The organism is Paenibacillus lemnae (genome assembly GCF_012933385.1).
GTDB classification, from domain to species: Bacteria; Bacillota; Bacilli; order Paenibacillales; family Paenibacillaceae; genus Paenibacillus_AQ; species Paenibacillus_AQ lemnae.
In genome coordinates, this window is sequence record NZ_JABBPN010000018.1 from 85,540 (window position 1) to 91,687 (window position 6,148).

General features: G+C 42.6%; 5 protein-coding genes. All 5 read left to right on the top strand.

The window, feature by feature from the left end:
- Positions 1–268: 268 nt before the first annotated feature.
- The 5 genes from ltrA (at position 269) to HII30_RS17045 (ending at position 6,055) form a co-directional block, all read left to right on the top strand.
- Positions 269–1,147 (top strand): group II intron reverse transcriptase/maturase, encoded by an 879-nt coding sequence (gene ltrA, locus HII30_RS17025; RefSeq protein WP_211184651.1) that lies wholly within the window; start codon positions 269–271, stop codon positions 1,145–1,147.
- A 1,335-nt stretch (positions 1,148–2,482) separates the two neighbouring features.
- The gene (locus HII30_RS17030) at positions 2,483–2,833 is read left to right on the top strand and encodes a hypothetical protein (RefSeq protein ID WP_169506255.1); all 351 of its coding nucleotides are present in this window, start codon (positions 2,483–2,485) and stop codon (positions 2,831–2,833) included.
- 55 nt (positions 2,834–2,888) lie between these two features.
- Positions 2,889–4,142, top strand: a complete 1,254-nt coding sequence (locus HII30_RS17035) for an ISL3 family transposase (protein ID WP_169506256.1) — start codon at positions 2,889–2,891, stop codon at positions 4,140–4,142.
- A gap of 388 nt (positions 4,143–4,530) precedes the next feature.
- A complete protein-coding gene (locus tag HII30_RS17040; protein ID WP_169506257.1) occupies positions 4,531–5,172 on the top strand; it encodes a SpoIID/LytB domain-containing protein in 642 nt (213 codons plus the stop codon).
- Between the two features lie 118 nt (positions 5,173–5,290).
- Entirely contained in the window at positions 5,291–6,055 is a 765-nt protein-coding gene (locus HII30_RS17045) for a hypothetical protein (RefSeq protein WP_169506258.1), read from the top strand.
- The last annotated feature ends 93 nt before the right edge of the window (positions 6,056–6,148 follow it).

Below are 6,148 nucleotides of genomic sequence, written 5' to 3' on the forward strand. Positions count from 1 at the left end.
CATGGTGAGACGGACGAGCTTGCCAACCAAAGCAAAGTCCAATACTGCCCGAATCTCATCATGTAAATGTGGCAGATAGATGAGGGGAAAGTTATTGCTCTTACCCGGGGAGATCTCACTGACGTCAAAGTAGGAAAAAAAAATCCGAAAGACGGAGTAAAGCTTGTGGTGAGAAGTCAGCAGAGGCCATAGTACCGGAAGTTTTGTTTTTCGGGAAGGGCCGAACAATCGTAAGTCTCGAGTACATACAGGAAGGAGCATTGGCACGATGAAAGCAGAATACCGAAAGGACTGCCCGCAGAGGGATCGCGTGGAACGCAAAGAGTATGCGGGAGTGCGGAGTGCCGGCATTCGGGAATGTAAAGAAAGAGGCGGTGCAGCAGACCTGCTGGAAGAGATTCTGGACAGAGATAATCTGAACAGAGCGTACAAGCGGGTTCGACGCAACCACGGAGCACCGGGAATCGACGGCATGACCGTAGAGGATGCGCTGCCTTGGCTGCAGGAACATCGAGACGACCTCTTGCAGAGCATTCGGGAGGGAACGTACAAGCCTAGCCCGGTGCGACGTAAAGAAATCCCCAAACCGGATGGAAATGGAGTCCGCAAGCTGGGTATCCCTACGGTCGTAGACCGAGTGATTCAGCAGGCGATTGCCCAGCAGCTGCAGCCGAAGTTTGAGCTCCTCTTTGCGGAGGGAAGCTACGGCTACCGCCCAGGACGAAGCGCACAGCAAGCCATTCGTAAAGTGAAGGCCTATGCAGAACAGGGCTACAGCTACGCCGTAGAAATCGACCTCTCGAAATATTTTGATACCCTGAACCATGAAATGCTGATGAATCTCCTGCGAAAACACATCCAGGACTCACGTGTAACTAATCTGATTAAGAGATATCTGAAAAGTGGCGTGATGGAGAATGGCGTGCACTGCAAAACTGAAGAAGGCTCTCCGCAAGGGGGACCTTTATCGCCGCTGCTTGCCAATATCTATCTGAATGAGTTCGACCAAGAGATGAAACGCCGGGGCGTTATCCGCTATGCCGATGACATCGTGGTATTAGCTAAATGCAAACGAGCCTCAACACGACTGCTAGAGTCCTGCCGAAAGGTGCTGGAGAACCAACTAAAACTCCAGATGAACGTGTAGAAAAGCAAAGTCGTGAGCGTCGTGGCGCGGAAGCACTTCAAGTTTTTAGGCTTCGCTCTGGGGAAACAAATGGGTCGCGTGTTCATCCGCACCCATTGACATTCCTTGGGGAAGCCAAGAAGAGATTAAAGGAACTCACAAGTCGCAGCCAGTGCAAGAATGTAGGCAGGTCATGAAACAGGTGAAGGAGGCTCCAACCGGACGTGGTGAGCGTGCCTGCCGGTGAAATGTTGTCAGTAATCTGGAATAAAGGATGGTCACCAGTAATGAGCGGCACCCCTGGTATTCCTATCGAACTGAGGGGAAGTGAAGAGATCGCATATGAATATCCGGCGATACGAACTACTTGTGCGAGGAGAAAGAAGGAAAGCTTGAGGTCATGAACAATTCAGGAGCTAGCTTCAAATCGGGAGAATGTTTCTATTGAAACCCGATCTGTGGGAATCCTCCACAGCATCTTGCATACATAGAGACCTCATGGATCAAATAGTCCGGAAGCAGGAGAATCATTCGACAGGCTTGGTTCTAATTAGGGTTTCGCCTCAATCCGAGGACGCTGAAACCAGGGAGAAGAGCCGACATACAAATCCGACATCGTCGCTAGCTTATCCTTTACCCAGCAAGACGGGAATTATTAATCCATCTCGGTCAGAATTAAAGATGAGGATTCGAAGCCCCTCACCTACATACACAAAAATCCACAACCAAATGCAGTTGTGGATTTTATTATACGATCAGGGAATTGTGTTGCAGTGAGCATCAATGGTTCTAGCTGCTGGCGCTCGGCTCATGAAGATTTCATGGAAGAGGTGTCGCACTTAGCTAGACAATCTGTCTCTCAAAAAATTGTGTCTTGATAGTGATGGGCATTACACAGTTCAGAGCATCCTTCCAGTCTTCTTCGTTGTCAAAAACTTAACGATAGTATGCAATAGACATCATCCTGAGCTTTCTGATCTGCTGGCAGCAAGTCTTTAATTTTATCCTGATTGATCGTCAAAATATTTCGTAACGATGTCTCAATCTTTATAGTTTGAAAACACGTCCTAGTTTAAACATCGCTCCTCCATAAAAAGTGAGATATCCCGAGAGAAAAAGAAATAAAGCTTTGTGGTACGAATACAGGACTTGAATAGTCCTTTGTTATGAAAATGATATTTAATCTTATTTCCTATAATTAAAAAGTATTTCCAGAATAAAAATAAAATTTTTTGTTTATAAGACGTAACTTTTTGCTTCTTTGAGTTGTTATTAATTATGATTGGGAATTTTGGGGAAGGAGTAAAGTATATACAATTCACCCAATAATATATAACCTAAAGGAGTGTTAGTCTCTTGTTTCAATTTAAGAAATTATATGAAATGTCCTTAGCAGTTTTTCTTTTTACTTTTGTTGGCATCTTAGGCACCAGCGTTGAAATTCATGCCTCAAACTCAGATCAATCTGTGAAGAATACCGTACCGGAAGTGATAACAAAATATGTAAAATCAATTAACAGTAAGGATTGGGAAAGTTACGTTAATTCTTATGCTCCAGATAGACGATTAACAAATTTTCCAAGTGAAGAACAACAAAAAAACCGTTCCGGGATTCTCTCGGTTGATTCAATTGGAATCTCAGAAATTAAAGAGATATCCGAGAAGGATATAAAGCTTCGTCGCTATACCTTGTGGCTTAAAGTCTGAATCATAGAAAAATAGTCAATACTGCTTGTATTACGTTAATAGGAGCGGATTGACGATGTGGACTTCGTTAAGCAGCAATGAAAACCTGGTCATGGACATGTTTAAAGTAGCTTTGCAATTGGAAAAACCGTGGGAACTTACGCATATTGAGTTTAACGACCAAGATCAAGCGTGGCATTTGCACTTGGATTTTGAGCGAGGAGCTGTTTTTGCATGTCCTCAGTGCGGAACGCAGTGTAAAGCATACGATAGCGCCATTAAGCACTGGAGGCATCTGGACTTTTGGGATTGGAAAACATATATGCACGCCAGAATGCCACGGGTGAAGTGCAACACTTGTAATAAGGTGACGCAAGTTTACGCCAAATGGGCCAGGCCTCTGTCTCACTTTACCTTGTTATTCGAAGCGTGGGCAATGCGTTTAATGGCCGAAATGCCAGTTAATGCAGCGGCCCGCGAATTGCGAGAGCACGATACTCGGATGTGGAGAATCTTTCACCACTACGTAGACAGTGCTATGTCGGAGTTGGATTTTTCAAGCGTAAGGCGAATCGCTATTGATGAAACCTCCTCTAAACGCGGTCACCGTTACATCACCTTGTTTGTAGACGTAGACCGTAAGATCGTTCTCTTTGCTACAGAAGGTAAGGGCAAAGATACGCTCGAACGATTTAAACACCACCTTGCTGATAAGAACCTTTCCACCGATGCCATCCAAGAGGTTTGTTGCGACATGTCACCCGCCTACATCAGTGGTATTCAAGAGTATTTCCCAAAAGCAGAGATTACCTTTGATAAGTTTCATGTCATGAAGTTGGTCGGTGAAGCCGTCGATGAGGTACGGATCCAGGAACAAAAACAACGTCCCGAGCTGAAGAAAACCAAATATATATGGCTGAAAAACGAAGTGAATTTGAAAGCAGAGCAAAAAGAAACGTTGCAGCGTTTAAAGGATACCAATCTCTTAACCGGGCGAGCGTACCGCTTAAAACTGGCATTACAGGAGTTTTGGTCAACGCCCCACATTTTTGCCGATGTGTTCCTCCGCGAATGGCTCGACTGGGCAACCCGTTCTCAGCTCCAACCTATGATAGGTTTGGCCAAGACCATTAAGCAACATGCAGAAGGAATCTTACGTTGGTTTCATAGCAAAATGACAAACGGTCTTCTTGAAGGTATTAATGGTCTGGTTCAAGCAGCGAAACGCCGGGCAAGAGGATACCGTAATGTAGAAAATTTAATCGCTATGGTTTACATGACCGCAAACAAGCTTCGTTTGCCGGTGCTCTCGGCACGACGAGCACAATAACCCTTTCCGCCTTTTTACCTCGCTTCAGATGTTGAGACAGCGGTCAAGCGACCTTCTTGAGGGCTGTCTCAACATCTGAAAGTCTCTTAAAGGCGAAAGGGGTTATGAAACTAACATTCTGCATGCTACCCACGAAGTAGAGCGAAGAGCCGATATAAATGAGGTCCAACCCTATTTTAGCGATATCAATAAAGGGTTATACCAAGAAATTAGATATTTTTATATCGGGCTAAGATATAATGTTCAAAACGAGAATGAGTTTTTTTACAACGGGGTTAGGTATGAAACCTTTGCTGTTGGTAAATTAAATGGAGAGGAATACATTCTTGGAACTGAGTTTGTTTATAACTTCGAAAAACTTGAGTCACTCGGATATAGTTTCGATTCAGTGAGTGAAAATAAGGCCATAAATATGGCTGAACAAAAGATTCAATCTAACAGCACTAATTTAAATAGTGATGCGGTACAGCCTCTAAGTGCGACAAACCCAACAAATGCATTAACTCTTTACATTACTTCTACAGGCACTTTGAAAACCCTTGGATTTGATGCATATGCAAAAGATGTACTCCCTAATGAATGGTATGCCAGCTGGAAACCTGAGGCCTTAAAGGCAGGGGCCGTAGCTATAAAATCATACGCTTGGTATAATGTTACTTACCCAAGATATCCTGCAACGTCTTATGGCGCACATCTAACGGATAAATGGGAAAATTATCAACATTATGTTCCTGGGTCAAGTCATGCAAATACAAATGCAGCAGTGGATAGTGTTAGTGGAATATTTATGAAAAATTCAAACGGAGTTGTTTTTGATACACAATATAGAGCCGGAACATCTGGCCAGGCTGGGACGGAAGGCTCAGGTGTTCTTTCTCAACACGGAACTCAATATCTAGCTACAAATTACTCTTCGTGGAACTATAAGGCTATTTTGGGTTATTACTATAATTTTTCAAACAAAAGTAATGGATACATTCAATTTACAGGCTCAGGTTCTAATCCAGGACCATACAGCACAAATAATTAAGAAAAGGGGCGCCAGATCAAATGGCGCCCTTTGATTATATGATTGTTAGGCATTTCTTTGACCCTCGTCAATCTCCAATCCGGCATCATGTTTAATTTTTTTTAGGGGAGTGTTGATCTTGTTTCAGTATAAGAAAATAAAGTTAATGGTATTAGCAGCTTTTCTGGTTACTATAGTCGCCATCATAAGCACACATTATAATATTCATGCTACAAGTTCAGGTCAATCTGAAAAAAGCACCGTACCAGAAGCGATTAATAAATATGTAAGCTCAATTAATAGTAAGGACTGGGAAAATTACGTTCATTCTTATGCTCCAGATAGACGATTAACAAATTTCCCAAGTGAAGAACAACAAAAAAACCGTACCGGGATTCTCTCGGTTGATTCAATTGGAATTTTAGAAATTATGGAGATATCCGAGAAGGACATAAATGAGGTTCAACCCTATTTTAGCGATATCAATAAAGGGTTATATCAAGAAATTAGATATTTTTATACCGGGCTAAAATATAATGTTCAAAACGAGAATGAGTTTTTCTACAATGGGGTTAGGTATGAAACCTTTGCTGTTGGTAAATTAAATGGAGAGGAATACATTCTTGGAAGTGAGTTTGTTTATAACTTTGATAAACTTAAATCACTTGGATATACATTTAATTCGGCAGCTGAGCAAGAAGCCACAATTAGGGAAAAAAGAAGGCTAGGAGGCAATAGTAATCCTTCGAACGATGGTGAAGCACTACCTAAAAGTGCGGTGGATACAATAATTATTTCACTAACATGTTATAACAATGCCACAGCCCCTTTGAAAGTCCTTTACTTAACTATACAAAAGATGCATACTTTGAAGAATTATATTTCCGTAAAAAGCACCACTTAATGTGGTGTTTTTTGCAAGTGAAAAATGCTGAGTTTTGCTGCGAAAAGTGCCGAGGTCACTTGCCAGCATAATCGTTACTGCGGAATTCGGTCC

Bases quoted from the DNA above. Each gene is read 5' to 3' on its own strand.
- ltrA (WP_211184651.1), top strand. From the start codon at position 269: ATGAAAGCAGAATACCGAAAGGACTGCCCGCAGAGGGATCGCGTGGAA.
- HII30_RS17035 (WP_169506256.1), top strand. From the start codon at position 2,889: ATGTGGACTTCGTTAAGCAGCAATGAAAACCTGGTCATGGACATGTTT.